Here is a 16,833-nt window from a genome sequence, read left to right on the forward strand (position 1 = left end):
GTAAGGGGTTTTTTCTTGCCGCAAAATGGGCGAGGAGGCAGGGATATGGCGGAATGTCTAATTTTCACAGGATTTTATCTCTAATTTTTCGGGTACTGCAATCGCTTACAGGGAATTAAAATGGGGGTATAGAGAGGAGGGCATTTTCATTGAGAGCGGCAGCCAACATACCAGACGGCACTCCGAATCGCGGGAAAAGGACCGAAAGGAAGGCGGCATCCCGAAAACGTTTTTGGAAAACGTTCCGAAACCAGAAGTATTTATATCTGATGTCGATCCCGTTCGTCATTTGGGTGTTCGTGTTCAGCTATCTCCCGTTATGGGGATGGACGATGGCCTTTCAGAAATATAAGCCGGCCCGAAGCTTTTTCGAGCAGGAATGGGTGGGCTTCGAGCATTTCAAGGCGCTTTTCCACGACGAACAGTTTCTGCTGTCCTTGCGCAATACGCTGGCGATGAGCACCATGGGCCTGATTGCCGGCTTCGTGTTTCCGATCCTGTTCGCCATTCTGCTGAACGAGGTTCGCCTCAGCTTCTTCAAACGTTTTGCCCAAACGATTTCGTACCTGCCCCATTTCGTGTCTTGGGTCGTGGCCGCCGGGATCGTCACCAAAATGCTGTCGACCGATAACGGTCTGGTCAACGACGTGCTGCTGGGCCTCGGCCTCATACATGAACCGATCCAGTTTATGGCCAAAGGCCATCTGTTCTGGGGCATCGTGACGTTGTCGGACGTGTGGAAGGAAACCGGCTGGAATGCCATTATTTATCTGGCGGCCATCGCGGGCATCGGGCCTGAGCTGTATGAAGCCGCCCGTGTGGATGGGGCAAGCCGTTTTCGCCAGATATGGCATATCACGCTGCCGGGCATCCGGCCGACGATCATCGTTTTGCTCATTATGTCCGTCGGCAATTTGCTGAACATCGGCTTCGAGAAGCAGTTCCTGCTCGGCAACAACCTGGTGACGGATTATTCGCAGGTGCTTGATCTGTACTCGCTGAAATACGGGCTCGGCATGGGCCGTTATTCCTTCGGCACGGCGATCAACATTTTCAACTCGGTCATCAGCGTCGCGCTTTTGTTTACCATTAACGGCATCTTTAAGCGCACGACCAAAGAAAGCTTGTTATAGGGCACCAGGCGATTTGTCCATACATACGGCTGCCTGGCGTGCCGACATTTTTGGAAAGGGGGAACGAGGGTCGTGGGGAATGCAGCTTTTGCGCGCGGCAAATCGTGGTCCGACCGGATTTTTGACACGGTGGTTTACGTGATCGTGCTGTTTGTCGTCGTGGTCACCGTCTATCCGTTCCTGAACGTGCTCGCCATCTCGCTGAACGATTCCATCGACAGCGTGCGCGGCGGAATTACCGTTTTTCCCCGGAAGTTTACTTGGGACAATTACATTAAAATATTTACGTTCAGCGGGTTGGTTACGGGCTTCAAAATTTCGGCGCTGCGTACCGTGCTCGGGACCGTGCTCGGGCTGCTCAGCGCATCGATGCTTGCTTTTACGATCAGCCGCGCGGATTTTCAGGGACGCAAATTCGTGTCCACGTTTCTAGCGTTGACGATGTACGTGTCCGGGGGATTGATCCCGACGTACATGCTGATGAAGGATCTGGGGCTGATGAACACGTTTGCCGTCTATATTTTGCCGGGTGTCGTAAGCGCTTTTAACGTGTTTGTCATCCGTTCCTTCATCGACGGCATCCCGTATGCGCTGCAGGAATCGGCCAAACTTGACGGAGCGAACGACTTTACGATTTACTGGCGGGTCATTTTGCCGCTCACCAAACCGGCCTTGGCGACGATCTCGTTATTTCTGGCGGTGGGGCAGTGGAACGCCTGGTTCGATACGTACCTGTATAATGGATCCAACGAATCGCTGACGACGCTCCAATACGAGCTGATGAAGGTGCTGCAGAGCACGACGGCGGGCAGCGGCGGGGATTACCGGACGAACGTGGTGGCGACCGCGGTCAACCAAGTGTCTCCGGAGTCGATCAAAATGGCCATCACCATCATCGTCACCGTACCGATTTTATTGGTGTATCCGTTCCTGCAAAAGTATTTCGTCAAAGGCATGACGCTCGGCGCGGTCAAAAGCTGACCGGTGCTATCCGAAGCGGTATGATCAGGGGCGCTTGCCGGTTCCCTTGTTATACGCATAGATTCTCGCTTGAAAATCCATTCGAATTCATCAGGAGGGGTGTTTCAGTATGGAAAGCAAAAGAAAGAGCAAGACAAAAGCTTCCGCCCTGCTGCTCGTATCCGCCTTGTTCGTCGGCCTGCTGGCCGGCTGCGGGGGAAGCGGCGGCAACGGCGCAGCGTCCAAGGAGAACGGCTCCGGCAACGAAGCCGCGGCGGGCAATGATAATGCGCCGATCACGTTTTCCTTTTTCAGCGCCGACCCGAGTCCGAACTGGACGGGGATGAAGGACGAAATCGGGAAAGTGATCACCGAAAAAACAGGCGTGACGCTGGACGCGGAATTCGCGGTCGGCGATCCGCAGCAAAAGGTGGCCCTGATCGCTTCCAGCGGCGAATATCCCGATCTCATCAGCGCGAAAAACGATATCAGCAAACTTGTCGACGCCGGCGCGATGCTGGATCTGACCGATCTGATCGACAAGTACGCGCCGAACATTAAAAAGGTGCTCGGGGACTCGATAAAACGCGCGCGCTACAGCGACGAAGACCACGCGATTTACGCCATGCCGACTTATGCGGGGGTAGGCCAGGAGTACTTCCAGGCCGGAGGCGGCTTCGAACTCCAGCACCGCGCGGTCGCTGAAGCGGGATATCCGGAGATCCGGACGGTCAAGGATTATGAGAACGTTATCAAAAATTATATTGAAAAACACCCGACGGACGAAAACGGCAACAAAAATATCGGCCTGACGTTAAACGCCGACGATTGGTACATGTACATCACGGTCACGAATCCGGCCTTTTACACGACGGGCTCGCCGGACGACGGGGAATACGCGATCGACGTGGATACGCAGAAGGTCACGTACCATTTCCGCCGTCCCGCCGAAAAAGAATACTTCCGTTGGCTCAATCATATGAACGATATCGGGCTGCTTGATCCGGAGAGTTTCGTTCAAAAATACGACCAATACAAAGCAAAAATCGCGACCGGGCGCGTCATCGGCCTGATCGATCAGGACTGGGCTTACGGCGACGCCGAAAAGGCGCTGAAAGCGGCGGGCAAATTCGACCAAGGTTACGGGCACTACCCGGTTACGTTAACCGAAGAATACAAGGAAACGTCGTTCTGGCCGACAGGCTTCATGGCGGGTTACGGCATCGGCATCAGCAAAGACTGCAAAGATCCGGTCCGGGCGATCAAATTCCTCGATTACCTCGCTTTCGACGAAGGGCAAGTTCTGCTGAACTGGGGGATCGAAGGAAAACACTACAAAGTCGAAAACGGCAAACGCGTCATTCCGAAGGAAATCAGCGACCGCAAGGTCAACGATGCGACCAACTTCACGAAGAAAACCGGCATCGGCCTGTATAACACGCTTGGCGTTCATTACGGCGACGGCGTGAAGGATCCGTCCGGAAACTATTACACGACCAATTTCCCAGAGCAAATTCAGAACTCATACAACGAAGTCGAAAAGAAAACGCTGGCCGCCTACAATGTCAAGTCGTGGAGAGAGCTGTTCCCGAAAGAAGAAGAGTTTAAAGTCAGACCTTGGGGCGCGGCATGGAATATTGCCATTCCGGGCGACAGCGAAATCGTCGTGTTGGACAACAAGCTGAAGGATATTACGTGGAAACGGATTCCGGAAGCGATTTTGGCCAAACCCGCCGATTTCGACAAGGTATGGGACGCGTACATGAAGGACCTCGAAAAGACGGGCGTCGAAAAAGCCGAAACGCTGCGCGAGGAGCTCGTGAAACAACGCGTGAAGCTGTGGAACGAATAAGGCGGCTTGCGAAGCCGTGAATGGCTGCAAAAAAAGAATGGCGGGAAGTTTTGGCCGGTCAAGGCCGGGGCTTCCCGCCGTTAACTGAGGTGAGCTGAACAGATGAAATTTAGCGACGGCAATTGGTTGACTCTGCCCGGCTTCGAGATCATGAGCCCGGTTCAGGCCTACAATCCGAAAACCAACGAGAAAACGATAAGCGTATACGCTTCGCCCCGGGATTTGACGCCCCGATGGGCGATGCTCGACGTTCCCATGCTGACGGTGAACCTTTCTTCCCCGATGGAGGACGTCATTCGCGTGTCCGTTCATCATCATAAAGGCGGCGCTCCGCTGAAGCTCGAATTCCCGATTCATGAAACGGAGGAGCATGCCGTACGAACGGGATTAAGCGACGAAGAGCTTTGGCTGCAAAGCGGGCGGCTCAAAGCGAGCATCCGCCGCAGCGGCGGCTGGGAGATGTCCTTTTACCAGGACGGCAAGCGGATCACCGGCAGCGGGCTGAAGGCGCTCGCCTACATTACGCGCTCGTACGGCCAGGCCTTTATGCGCGAACAACTCGATTTGGGCGTAGGCGAACATATTTATGGACTCGGGGAACGTTTCACCCCGTTCGTCAAAAACGGGCAATCGCTCGACATTTGGAACCGCGACGGCGGCACGGGCACGGAGCAGGCCTACAAAAACATTCCCTTTTATCTGTCGAGCAAAGGATACGGCGTATTCGTCAACAATCCGGGCCTGGTCTCCTTTGAGGTGGGCTCGGAGAAGGTTTCGAAGGTGCAGTTCAGCGTCGAAGGGGAAAAGCTGGGGTATTTGATCGTCGGCGGTAAAACGCTGCGTCATGTGCTGCAAAATTACACGGCTTTGACCGGCAAGCCGGCGCTGCCTCCGGCATGGACCTTCGGCTTGTGGCTGACCACTTCTTTTACGACCGATTACGACGAACAGACGGTCATGAGTTTTGTCGACGGCATGAAGGAACGGGACCTTCCGCTGCATGTGTTCCACTTCGACTGCTTCTGGATGAAGCCGCTTCATTGGACGGATTTCGAGTGGGACGAGGCCGTGTTCCCGGATCCGAAGGGATTGCTGGAACGATTGAAAGCCAAAGGGCTGAAAATTTGCGTCTGGATCAACCCGTATATCAGCGAGCAGTCGCGATTGTTCGACGAAGGGGCGAGTCGCGGTTACTTCCTGAAAAAACGGGACGGCGGCGTATGGCAGTGGGACCGCTGGCAGCCGGGCATGGCGATCGTCGATTTCACCAATCCGGAAGCCTGCCGCTGGTACGGCGATTATCTGCGCGAGCTTATCGATATGGGCGTGGATTCGTTCAAGACGGACTTCGGCGAGCGGATTCCGACCGACGCGGTTTATTTCGACGGCTCCGACCCGCACCGGATGCACAACTATTACACCCAGCTCTATAACCGGACGGTGTTTGAGGTGCTGGAGGAAAAGCTCGGCAAAGGGGAAGCCGCTTTGTTCGCCCGGTCGGCGACGGCCGGCGGCCAGCAGTTCCCGGTCCACTGGGGCGGGGATTGCACGGCCAACTACGATTCGATGGCGGAAAGCCTGCGCGGAGGCCTGTCCCTGGGCCTGTCCGGCTTCGGTTTCTGGAGCCACGACATCGGCGGCTTTGAAAGCACGGCGCCGGCGGACGTCTATATGCGCTGGGCGGCGTTCGGACTGCTGTCGAGCCACAGCCGCCTTCACGGCAACCAATCGTACCGCGTGCCGTGGTTGTTCGGGGAAGAAGCCGTCGAGGTGATGCGCTTCTTCACGAAGCTCAAATGCCGCCTGATGCCGTACCTGTTCGGCGCCGCCGTGGACGCTTCGGTCCTGGGGCTGCCGTTGATGCGGGCGATGGTGCTCGAGTTCCCGGAAGACCCGGGATGCCGTACGCTCGACCGGCAGTACATGCTGGGCGATTCGCTGTTGGTCGCGCCGGTCTTCAGCGAAGACGGGCAGGTTGAATTGTATTTGCCGCCGGGGCCGTGGACGTCCTTCCTGACGGGAGAGAAGGTGCAGGGCGGCCGGTGGGTCACCGAGCAGCACGGTTTTATGAGCCTGCCGCTATACGTGCGTCCGGGCAGCATCATTCCGGTCGGGGCCGTGGACGACAAACCGGATTATGATTTTGCGGACGGCGTGGAGCTTCATATTTTTGCGCCGGAAGAAGGCAAGGAGATGCGGGTAACCGTTCCGAACCTGAAAGGGAAGCCTGCGCTGCAGGCCCAGGCGGTTTTTGCCGGGGGCGAACTTTCCGTTTGCGTCGAGGCATCCGGAGCCGCGAATTGGAAGGCCGTTTTGCCGGGCGTGAGCCGGGTGGCGAGCGTCAAAGGCGGCACGGCGGCGAACACGGAACGAGGAATCGTCGTGACGCCGGACGCCGGCGCCTTGGAGCTGACGATCGGTTTTTGAACCGGGAAGCTGAAAGCCCGCAAAGATTTTAGCGTCCGGATTTTTGCATCATCCTTGCGTGCAATATTTTGCTGAAAATGCATTCGGAGGAAGGAACCTCCCGCACGCCCATGGAAAGCTCATGGCAAGAAAGATGAGTTGACATGGGTCTGGGAAGGGGAAAAGTCGCATGAGCCAAAACGAAAAGGAATTATGGTACGGGAGGCTGACCCGGGCGCGAATCACGTCCGCGCATGGACGCGCCTGCCGGATTTTGAACGGGGATGCATTTGTCGTCCGGCGCCAAGACGGGACTTCCGTGTCAGCCGCGGAAGGATTTGCGACACAGCCGGGAGAGACGTATACGATAACACCGATGATGGAGGAGAAATGACATGAGCATATTTCAATTTCCGTCCGATTTCCGCTAGGGGGCCGCGACGGCCGCTTACCAGATCGAAGGGGCCTACGCCGAGGACGGGCGCGGGCTTTCGATCTGGGATACGTTTTCGCATACGCCGGGAAAGGTGAAAAACGGGGACAACGGGGACGTTGCCTGCGACAGCTACCACCGTTATAAGGAAGACATCGCCTACATGAAGGAGCTTGGCATTACGACGTACCGCTTCTCCGTGTCCTGGCCGCGCATTTACCCGCAAGGACGGGGCGAGGTCAACCTGGCCGGGCTCGATTTCTATCACCGCTTCGTCGACGAGCTGCTGAAGAACGGCATCGAACCGTTTTGCACGCTTTACCACTGGGATCTCCCGCAAGCGCTTCAGGACGAAGGCGGATGGAACAACCGCGATACGGCGATCGCTTTTAAACAGTATGCCGAAACGATGTTCAAGGAATTTTCCGGGAAAATCAAAAAATGGATCACGCTGAACGAGCCGTGGTGCAGCTCCTTCCTCTCGAACTATCTGGGCGTGCATGCGCCGGGCTACCGGGATTTGCAGCTGGCCGTCAACGTGGCCCACAATTTGCTCCGGGCGCACGGCGAGGCCGTCCGCAGCTACCGCGAACATGGCTATGACGGGGAAATCGGCATCGCCCCGAACATTACGTGGGCTTATCCGTATACGAGCAGCGAGCAGGACAAGGAAGTCTGCCAGCGCGCGATCGAATGGACGTGGGACTGGTTCCTCGATCCGATCTATTTCGGCCGTTATCCGGAACGGCTGCTGAAGGTTTTCGAAAAAGGGGGAGCAAAACCGGACGTGCAGCCGGGCGACATGGAAACGATCCGCCAGCCGGTCGATTTCATCGGCGGGAACTATTACACCGCAAGCGTGCGTCGTTACGCGCCGGGCAATAACCTGTTCGACGACGAGGAGCTGAACATGGGCTACGACCGGACGGATATCGGCTGGCCGCTGGATTCGGTCGGCTTGTACGATTCGCTGCGGTACACCCATCAAAAATACGGCAACGTTCCGATCTATATCACGGAAAACGGCGCCTGCATCAACGACGAGCCGGTGGACGGAAAAGTAAACGATATCCGCCGCATCCAGTACCTGCGCCGGCATATCATTTCCATGCACCGCGCCATCAGCGACGGCGTGCCCGTGAAAGGGTACATGGAATGGTCGCTGCTCGATAACTTCGAATGGGCGGAAGGTTACGGCATGCGCTTCGGATTGATCCATGTCGATTACCGAACGTTGAAACGCACGCCGAAGGAAAGTTTCTACTGGTACCAGAAGCTGGCGAAAAACAATTTTTTGGTCACGGAATAAGCAGCGATGCGATAAGGGGAGGCGGCCGATGTGATCCATCCAAAACTGCCGAAAATTTGGTACGGCGGAGATTATAATCCGGAGCAGTGGGGGCCGGAAGAGTGGAAAGAAGACCACCGGATGTTCAAGCTCGCCGGGATCGACGTCGCGACGATCAACGTGTTTTCCTGGGCGCTGAATCAGCCGGATGAACATACGTACGATTTTGCCTGGCTGGACGAAACGATGGACCGCCTCCATGCGGACGGCATCGGCGTCGTGCTTGCGACAAGCACGGCGGCGCATCCGGCCTGGATGGCGAAACGTTACCCCGACGTCAGGCGGGTCGATTTTTACGGAAGGAAGCGAAAGTTCGGCGGGCGCCACAATCCCTGCCCGAACAGTCCGACGTACCGCGAATATTCCGGGCGGATCGCCGGCAAGCTGGCGGAGCGCTACAAAGATCATCCCGCGCTTTTGCTCTGGCACGTATCGAACGAATACGGGGGTTACTGCTACTGCGAACGATGCGAGGCGGCATTCCGCGAATGGCTGCAAAACCGCTACGGAACGCTCGATGCCGTCAATCGCGCATGGAATACGCGCTTTTGGGGACATACCTTTTACGATTGGGACGAAATCGTGCTGCCCAGCGGCCTCAGCGAAGAAGGGGAGGGCAACGTCAGCGCTTTTCAAGGCATTTCGCTTGATTTTCGCCGGTTTATGTCGGACAGCCTGCTGGCCTGCTACAAAATCGAAGCGGACGCGATCCGCGAGCACAGCAAGGACGTGCCGATTACGACCAACCTGATGGGCACGTACCCGGAGCTGAACTATTTCGATTGGGCCAAAGAGATGAACGTCATCTCCTGGGACAACTACCCGTCGCTTACGACGCCCGTCAGCGAGACGGCGATGGTCCACGATTTGATGCGCGGGCTGAAAGACGGGATGCCGTTCCTGTTGATGGAGCAGACGCCGAGCCAGCAAAACTGGCAGGCTTACAACTCGCTGAAGAGACCCGGCGTCATGCGGCTGTGGAGCTATCAGGCGGTCGCCCGCGGCGCGGATACGGTCATGTTTTTCCAAATGCGGCGTTCGATCGGGGCCTGCGAAAAGTTTCACGGCGCGGTCATCGAACATGCGGGGCATGAGCATACGCGCGTGTTCCGCGAGGTGGCCGCGCTTGGCGAAGAGCTGAAACGGCTTGGGGACACGCTGCTGGACGCCCGCAGCGACGCGAAAGTGGCGATTTTGTACGACTGGGAAAACCGCTGGGCGATCGAGCTTTCGAGCGGCCCGACGGTGGAACTGCATTACGTCGCCGAGGTGCATAAATATTACGACGCTCTTTTCAAGCTGGGCATTCAGGCGGACATGATCGGCGTGGAGGCCGATTACGGCCGGTACGACATCGTCATCGCGCCGGTCATGTACATGGTCAGACCGGGGGTCGCCAAAAAGCTGGAGGCCTTTACGGCGGCAGGCGGCACGTTCGTGACGACGTTTTTCAGCGGCATCGCCAATGAGAACGACCGCGTCACCACCGGGGGATATCCGGGCGAGCTTCGTCCGCTGCTCGGCATCTGGGCGGAGGAGATCGACGCGCTCCCGCGGGGGACGTACAATCAGATCGTCATGAAGAAGACCTTCGGCGAACTGGAGGGCTCCTACGACTGCGAAATGCTGTTCGATCTGATCCACGCGGAAGGGGCCGACGTGCTGGCGGAATACGGCTCGGATTTTTATCAGGGCATGCCGGCATTGACCGTCAACGCCTTCGGCAAAGGCAAGGCGTATTATGTAGCCACGAGCGCGTCTCCGGCGTTTTTGCGTCCGTTCCTTGCCAAGCTGTGCGCGGATCAAGGCGTCAAACCTCTGGTCGAGCGGCTCCCCGAAGGGGTGGAAGCCGCAAGGCGCGTGAAGGAAGGCCGGTCATTTCTCTTCCTGCTGAACCATAACGCGGAGCGGGCGGCCGTCGACGTCGGCAGCGGCAAGCGGCGGGATCTGCTTTCCGGGCAAACGCTGACGGGAACCGTGGAGCTGCCGGGGCGCGGGGTCATGATCTTGGAAGAGGTTTAAGCTGCATCATCGATAGAACAGCCTATTCCTGGCGGTCAGGGGCGGGCTGTTCTTTATTCGTTAGGAAACCGATCACGGCGCAAGAGGCAAATAGTCCGGCCGAAGCGGACCCGAGCGTCTGTCATGGAAGCGAGGGCAGCAACGATAAGGATTCGCAGAGCCGGGATGGTCCACACGCTTTCGGGGTGTGCGTTCTTTCTTTGGCCGAAAGCCAAACATCAATAGGATGATAACGTAAGTGCTCAAGGAAATCCTATGGCAAATCGATTATGTATCCGCGGAGTATATCCGTAGATGTACGCGCCAGTTTTTCCGGGCTTTCCTTCCTCGGCTAAATTTGATACAATGGCATGGAGCATTTCATCCTAACGAAACGAGGTAACCACAATACCAATGGATACACATGGCTATTCTCTTTAATCTGCATGACGACATGAATATGTTGCACAGGCAGTTTTCTCGCGCCAAGCGCAGGGAAGAGAGTGGTTATGTCTATTTTTGTGGACTCGTGGGCCTTGTTACGGATGCAGAGTGCTTTTTTTCTGCGTTTTTGAAGGCATATATGGAGAATCGTTCCGGATGGCAGTCCATTCCGGGTCATTTGGCTCCGTATGCCCGCGCATGAGCGAATAGGCATCATCATATTTTCGAATCCCTGCCGTAGGCGTGCTGCCTGCGGTTTTTTCATTTGATTTTAAAAGGGTGATGCATAGATGATGAATTTGATCAAAGCGAAACAGTTGGCCAAGGAGTTTAAAGGAAAGACGATTTTTGAAAACGTGGATTTCGAAATTTTCGAAGGGGAGCGGCTGGCGTTGTTCGGCGCCAACGGAGCCGGCAAAACGACGCTGCTCAACATCCTGACGGGACGGCTGGCCCCGGACCGGGGCAGCGTGGAGCGCGGGCTGCCTCTCGAGCAGTGGGGAATGATGGAGCAGAGCTCGGAATCGCTGATGTCCTTGAAAACGCTGGATGCGGCGGGATGCGACAGCGGCGAGGTCTGGCACGCGAAACAAAGCTTGAAGCAGCTTGAGCAGCGGCTCGCGGACCCATCCGCTTCGGAAGACGGCACCGTGCTTGAAGCTTACGGGCAAACGCTGGAGCGTTATGAGCAGCTCGGCGGGTTCCAGTGGGAAATCGAGCTCGAGAGAGTGCTTACCATGCTGAACATCGGACCGGAGCTATGGGAGCTGCCTTTCGCGGACCTGAGCGGCGGCCAGAAAACGCGGGTCCGGCTGGCGGCGCTGCTGGCCAAACGCCCGGCGTTCCTCCTGCTTGACGAACCGACCAACCACCTTGACGGGGAAAGCATGGCCTGGCTCGAACATTGGCTTAACCAATTTGAAGGCACCGTGCTGATCGTCTCCCATGACCGGACGTTTCTGGACCATGTGGCGACGGGAATCTGCGAACTGACCGCGACCGGCACGAAAAAATACAAGGGCGGCTATTCCGACTACAAACGGGAAAAGGAGCGGGAGCTGAGGGAGCAGGAGGCGCTGTACAAAAAGCAAAAGCAGGCGAAGGAAGCGCTGGAAGAGTCGATCCGCCGTTACCAGGAATGGTTTCACCATGCCGAAAAATCGGCCGACAAAAATACCGAAACCAAGGCCGCTACTCCTTATTACAAAGCGAAAGCGAAGAAAAATATTTCCAGGTACCATGCGAAGCAAAAAGAACTGGAGCGCCTGGAAAAGGACAGCGTGCAAAAGCCGAGGGACACGCCGAAGGTCCACATGCAGCTTGGGGACGGAGGGTTTGCCGCCCGCTACCTGCTGCGGCTGGAAGGCGTAACCTTCGGTTATGACCGTGAACCGCTCTTCCGGGGGCTGGACCTGGATCTGTCCCGCGGCGACCGGATGGCGGTAAGAGGCCCGAACGGCAGCGGCAAATCGACGCTGCTGAAGCTGGTGCTCGGCGAGCTTGAACCGGATCAGGGCAAAATATGGATGCACCCGGCGGTCCGCATCGGTTATTTTTCGCAGGAGCTGGAAGGCTTGAATGAAGAGGAAACGCTGCTGGACAGCTTGCTGCGACTGCCGGACATGACGGAAACGCATGCGCGCACGATTCTGGGCTGCTTTCTGTTTTCGCGGGAAGACGTGTTCAAAAAAATCGGCAATCTGAGCATGGGCGAAAAATGCCGGGCGGCGTTCGTGCAGCTGTATTTCAGCGGCGCCAACCTGCTTGTGCTGGATGAGCCGACGAACTACCTGGACATCCAGACGCGCGAGGTGGTGGAAGAGGCGCTGGCTTCGTATCCCGGAGCCTTGCTCGCCGTGTCCCATGACCGGATGCTGGTCCGCAAGCTGGCGAACCGCCTGCTGACGTTATCCCCGGATCGCGAACCGGAACTTTTCGAAGGCACGGTGGAGGAAGAAGAGGAGCGTATGGCAAGGCATGGGGGAGCTTTAAAGGAAGATCCGGAGCGGGAAAACCGGAGGCTCGCGCTTGAATGGGAAATCGCCAAGCTGCTCGAGATCGAAGAGGCGGAGGGCGCCGAGGAGCGCATCCGGCAAATTCGTTCGCTGCGGAAGGAACTGGAGAGCCTTTAATTCCGGTGCGAAGGGGGCGGTGACTTGCCACCGCCGCCCTTTTTGCTTATAATAGTGGACTATAGTGTGCAAGATGTAATCAACGTCATATATTGATGTTCAACAAAAAATCAAATGCCATGATGGAGACAAGTACGCAGTGCCGCTTTACAGGGAGGAGACGCCGTAGATTGAGAGCGTTTCTACAGGACAGGGCTGCCGAAATTCCCTCCGGAGCAGTTCCCTGAACTTCTTGTCCGGCCCGGCCGGCACGGGGCAGTAGGGGGTACCGGCTTTCGTGCCGTTAAAGACGAATCAGAGTGAGAACAGGCATGTCCGTGCGCGGGCAATAGGCGGTTCTAACAAGGGTGGTACCACGGTCTTTTCGTCCCTTTTCGGGAGAAAAGGCCTTTTTTTGTTTTCTGCAAACAAAGCTGCAAAGGGGAAGGTCCGGTGTTCCTCTCATTTGCGGGGAGGCTTGCCGAATCGCCCCTTAAGGCGAAAGCGGTACGTTTATTTTGAGAAGGAGGCAGGAAAAAGATGAAGGAGAAACTCGAAGCGCTGCGGCAGGAAGCCCTGGACCAGCTGCAGGGAGTAGAGGACGTGCAGCAGCTGAATGACCTGCGCGTCAAATATTTGGGCAAAAAAGGCGCCCTGACGGAAATTTTGCGGGGCATGGGCGCGCTGAGCGCGGAAGAACGTCCGGTCATCGGCCAGGTGGCCAACGACGTGCGCGGCGCGATCGAAGCGGTCATCGAATCGAAGCAGGAAGCATTCCAGAAAGCCGAAACCGAAAAGCGCCTGCAGGCGGAAAAAGTCGACGTGACGCTGCCTGGACGCAAAATGAAGCAGGGCGGCGTTCATCCGCTGAACCGGGTCATCCAGGAAATCGAAGAAATTTTCATCGGCATGGGATATGAAATCGCCGAAGGTCCGGAAGTGGAGACGGACTATTACAACTTCGAGGCGCTGAATCTGCCGAAAAACCACCCGGCGCGCGATATGCAGGATACGTTCTACATCACGGAAGACATTTTGATGCGGACGCAAACGTCGCCGGTCCAAGTGCGGACGATGGAAAAAAAGCAGGGGCACGTGCCGGTCAAAGTCATCTGCCCGGGCAAAGTGTACCGCCGCGACGACGATGACGCGACGCACTCCTTCCAGTTCAACCAGATCGAAGGGCTGGTCATCGGCGAAAACATCCGGATGAGCGACCTGAAAGGCACGCTGCTCCAGTTCGTGCAAAAAATGTTCGGGCCTGAAACCCAAATCCGTTTGCGTCCAAGCTTCTTCCCGTTCACCGAGCCAAGCGCCGAAGTGGACGTGACCTGCGCAAGATGCGGAGGCAGCGGCTGCCGCGTATGCAAGCAGACCGGCTGGCTGGAAATCTTGGGCTGCGGCATGGTGCACCCGGAGGTGCTCCGCAAAGGCGGCTACGACCCTGAAGTATACAGCGGATTCGCTTTCGGCATGGGGCCGGACCGGATCGCGATGCTCAAGTACGGCATTGACGACATTCGTCATTTCTATAACGGGGATATGGCATTTTTGAAACAGTTCGCCCGCCGGTAAGGGCGAATGCGAACGGACATGAAATCAGGAAAGAAGGAAGGGACCCGGGATGAAGGTATCAACAGAATGGTTGGCGGACTATGTTTCGCTTGAAAACGTGGCGGCCGAAGAGCTTGCCGAACAAATCACGCGCGCGGGGATCGAAATCGACGAAATCGAACACCGCAACAAAGGCGTTTCCAAGGTCGTTGTCGGCTACGTAAAAAGCAAGGAAAAACATCCGGATGCGGATAAGCTGAACGTCTGCATCGTCGATGCCGGACAAGAAGAAGACCTGCAGATCGTATGCGGCGCGAAAAACGTCGCGGCAGGGCAAAAGGTGCCGGTGGCGCTCGTCGGAGCAAAGCTTCCCGGCGGGCTGGAAATCAAAAAGGCCAAGCTGCGCGGCGTCGCGTCGCAAGGGATGATCTGCTCGGCAAAAGAGCTCGGCATGAACGATAAGCTTCTGCCGAAGGAGCAGCAGGAAGGCATCCTTGTGCTGCAGGAGAACGTGCAGGTCGGCACGCCGATCGGACCGGTATTGGGGCTGGACGACCAGGTGCTGGAATTCGATCTGACGCCGAACCGTTCCGACTGCCTCAGCATGATCGGCGCGGCTTACGAAGTCGGAGCCATTCTCGGCCGGGACGTGAAGCTGCCGAAGCCGGAAAAGGAATTGATGGAAGTCAGCGATGCGGCAGCCGACCATATTTCCGTCAACATCAGCGCTCCGGAGCAATGCAGCCATTATGCGGCCAGATACATCACGGGCGTCAAAATCGGGCCTTCCCCGCAGTGGATGCAAAACCGGCTGATGGCAGCGGGCGTGCGCCCGATCAACAACATCGTCGATATCACGAACTATGTCATGCTCGAATACGGCCAGCCGCTGCATGCGTTTGACGCCGATCAGCTGGAGAACGGCGCGATCGACGTCCGCCTTGCCAAGGAAGGCGAAACGCTGGTCACGCTGGACGGGCAGGAACGCAAGCTGGAGCCGCATATGCTGCTCATTACCGACGGCGTAAAACCGGTCGCGCTTGCCGGCGTCATGGGCGGGCTGAATTCCGAAGTGACCGACGGTACGGTGAACATCCTGCTGGAATCCGCCAAGTTCGACGGCGGTGCCGTGCGGAAAACGTCCAGACAGCTGGGGCTCCGCTCCGAAGCGAGCCTGCGGTTCGAGAAGGAAGTGGATCCGGGAGCGGTCATTCCCGCGCTGAACCGGGCTGCGGAGCTGATTTGCCGTTATGCGTCCGGAGCCGTTCATAAAGGCATCGTGGAAGCCGGATCGGCGCAAACCGAAGAGAAGGTGATCGTGCTTTCGTTCGACAAGCTGAACCGTTTCCTCGGGACGGACCTGTCGATGCTGGAGGTCAAAACGATTTTCAATCGCCTCCATTTCAGCTGCGCGGACACCGCGCAGGGCGTGCTTGAAGTTAAAGTGCCGACGCGGCGCGGAGACATTACGCTGGACGTGGATTTGATCGAAGAGATCGCCCGCCTGTACGGCTACGACAACATCCCGACGACGGCGATCGAAGGCCAAACGACGCCGGGCGCTTACACGAAGGCGCAGGCGATTCGCCGCGATATCCGCAAGCTGTTTACGCATGGCGGATGGCAGGAGGTCATTACGTATTCCTTCACGCATCCGGAGACGACCCGCTTGTTCCCGGCCTTGACCGAGGGCAGCCATGCCGTCAAGCTGCTGATGCCGATGAGCGAGGAGCGCAGCGTCCTCCGCACCAGCGTCATTCCGAACCTGCTCGACGTTGCCGCGTATAACGCCAACCGCAAGCAAAACGACCTTGCCGTATTCGAAATCGGGAACGTGTTCTATACGCACGAGGAACAGGTGACGGTCCAGCCGAAGGAGCTGCCGGTGCTGTCGCTGATGTTGTGCGGAAACCGCGTGGATAAGCAGTGGAATCAGGCGCCGGAGAGCGTGGACTTTTTCGACCTGAAAGGCGCGCTGGAAACGCTGTTCGAATTCCTCGGCTTGGAGGACGTCATCCGTTACGTGGCGAACCAGCCGGAGGGATACCATCCGGGCCGTTCCGCTTCCGTCTATTTGCAGCACGGCGGAGAGCAGGTGCTGATCGGCACGCTCGGCCAAGTGCATCCGCAGCTTCAGCAGGAGCGCGGCCTCGGCGACGTATACGCCGCGGAGATTTTGCTTCAGCCGCTGTATGATCACACCAGCGAAGAGATCCGGTACCGCGAGCTCCCTCGCTTCCCGGCGTCGGAACGCGATATCGCCGTCGTGGTCGACCAAGGCGTGGAAGCGGGCGCCATGATCAGCGCGATCCGCGAAGCCGCGGGAGAATTGCTGCAGTCCGTGCAGGTATTCGATGTGTATACGGGCAGCAAGCTCGGCGAAGGCAAAAAAAGCGTCGCGATTTCGACGGTATACCGCCACAACGAACGTACGCTTACGGATGAAGAGGTATCCGCAGCGCATGCAGCCGTAGTCACCCGGCTTGAGCAAACTTTTCATGCAGAATTGAGAAAATAGCAGGAATTGAACAAAGCCGCATCGAATCCATGTACATAACGATTCGATGTGGCTTTTTTTGCGAAAAGAACAG

At 57.1% G+C, this 16,833-nt stretch carries 9 protein-coding genes and 1 pseudogene; all 10 read left to right on the plus strand.

Annotated features, from left to right (window positions below; translation table 11 throughout):
- Window positions 1-149 precede the first annotated feature (149 nt).
- Window positions 150-1,133 carry an ABC transporter permease gene (locus NYE48_RS06115; protein WP_445323945.1) on the plus strand — a complete coding sequence of 328 codons (984 nt, stop codon included), beginning with the start codon at window positions 150-152 and terminating at the stop codon, window positions 1,131-1,133.
- Between the two features lie 72 nt (window positions 1,134-1,205).
- Window positions 1,206-2,114 carry a carbohydrate ABC transporter permease gene (locus NYE48_RS06120; RefSeq protein ID WP_212949099.1) on the plus strand — a complete coding sequence of 303 codons (909 nt, stop codon included), beginning with the start codon at window positions 1,206-1,208 and terminating at the stop codon, window positions 2,112-2,114.
- Between the two features lie 109 nt (window positions 2,115-2,223).
- Window positions 2,224-3,945: an ABC transporter substrate-binding protein gene (locus NYE48_RS06125; RefSeq protein ID WP_340997506.1), complete on the plus strand. Its 1,722-nt coding sequence runs from the start codon at window positions 2,224-2,226 to the stop codon at window positions 3,943-3,945.
- A 102-nt stretch (window positions 3,946-4,047) separates the two neighbouring features.
- Complete coding sequence (gene yicI, locus NYE48_RS06130; protein WP_340997508.1) at window positions 4,048-6,372, plus strand: alpha-xylosidase; 2,325 nt, start codon at window positions 4,048-4,050, stop codon at window positions 6,370-6,372.
- A gap of 169 nt (window positions 6,373-6,541) precedes the next feature.
- Window positions 6,542-6,745, plus strand: a complete 204-nt coding sequence (locus NYE48_RS06135; RefSeq protein WP_340997509.1) for a hypothetical protein — start codon at window positions 6,542-6,544, stop codon at window positions 6,743-6,745.
- A 1-nt stretch (window position 6,746) separates the two neighbouring features.
- Window positions 6,747-8,093 (plus strand): annotated as a pseudogene (locus NYE48_RS06140) (GH1 family beta-glucosidase).
- Between the two features lie 30 nt (window positions 8,094-8,123).
- The gene (locus tag NYE48_RS06145; protein WP_340997510.1) at window positions 8,124-10,154 is read left to right on the plus strand and encodes a beta-galactosidase; all 2,031 of its coding nucleotides are present in this window, start codon (window positions 8,124-8,126) and stop codon (window positions 10,152-10,154) included.
- 713 nt (window positions 10,155-10,867) lie between these two features.
- A complete protein-coding gene (gene abc-f / locus NYE48_RS06150; RefSeq protein WP_340997512.1) occupies window positions 10,868-12,709 on the plus strand; it encodes a ribosomal protection-like ABC-F family protein in 1,842 nt (613 codons plus the stop codon).
- Between the two features lie 519 nt (window positions 12,710-13,228).
- Window positions 13,229-14,263, plus strand: coding sequence for a phenylalanine--tRNA ligase subunit alpha (gene pheS, locus NYE48_RS06155; RefSeq protein ID WP_212949085.1), 1,035 nt, complete (start codon window positions 13,229-13,231; stop codon window positions 14,261-14,263).
- Window positions 14,264-14,312: 49 nt separating this feature from the next.
- On the plus strand, window positions 14,313-16,760 hold the full coding sequence (pheT, locus tag NYE48_RS06160) for a phenylalanine--tRNA ligase subunit beta (RefSeq protein WP_036708539.1): 2,448 nt from the start codon (window positions 14,313-14,315) through the stop codon (window positions 16,758-16,760).
- Window positions 16,761-16,833: the final 73 nt, after the last annotated feature.

The organism is Paenibacillus sp. FSL M7-1455 (assembly GCF_038004655.1).
Lineage (GTDB): Bacteria > Bacillota > Bacilli > Paenibacillales > Paenibacillaceae > Paenibacillus_AQ > Paenibacillus_AQ cookii.